This window comes from Vibrio sp. YT-19(2023), from assembly GCF_033337395.1.
This window is the reverse complement of record NZ_JAWOQN010000903.1, coordinates 1-564: the sequence shown is the minus strand read 5'-3', so window position 1 is coordinate 564 and position 564 is coordinate 1. Positions and strand designations below refer to the sequence as shown.

Genomic DNA, 564 nt, shown 5'->3' with positions numbered 1-564 from the left:
AGACTGGAGCATCACACTTCTTCGTTACTTCAATCCTGTTGGTTCGCACCCAACTGGTGAGTTAGGTGAAGACCCGCAAGGTATTCCGAACAACCTAATGCCATTTATTTCTCAAGTAGCAGTTGGTCGTCGCGAGTTTCTATCTGTATTCGGTAGTGATTACCCAACCAAAGATGGTACTGGTGTTCGTGATTACATTCACGTAATGGATCTATCAGATGGCCACGTTGCTGCGCTAGAAAAAGTCGGTAATAAAGCTGGTTTGCACATCTACAACCTTGGTACCGGGAATGGTTACAGCGTTCTTGAAATGGTAAAAGCATTTGAAAGCGCATGCGGTAAAAATGTGCCATACCAACTGGTTGAACGTCGACCTGGTGACATTGCAGAATGTTGGGCAGATCCTTCAAAAGCAATGAATGAACTAGGCTGGAAAGCATCACGTACTCTTGAAGAGATGACAGGGGACACATGGCGCTGGCAATCAAATAACCCACAAGGTTACCCAGACGTATAGTTTCATTTAACACAATAATAACAAAAAGGCGCATTCCAGCGCCTTTT

Annotated in this window: 1 protein-coding gene; it reads left to right on the top strand. The window is 44.5% G+C overall.

The genetic code is table 11. The annotated features are described in order from the left end of the window. A partial coding sequence (locus R7E78_RS29095; protein ID WP_318059015.1) for a GDP-mannose 4,6-dehydratase occupies window positions 1–517 on the top strand: 517 nt, incomplete at its 5' end. Window positions 518–564 lie beyond the last annotated feature (47 nt).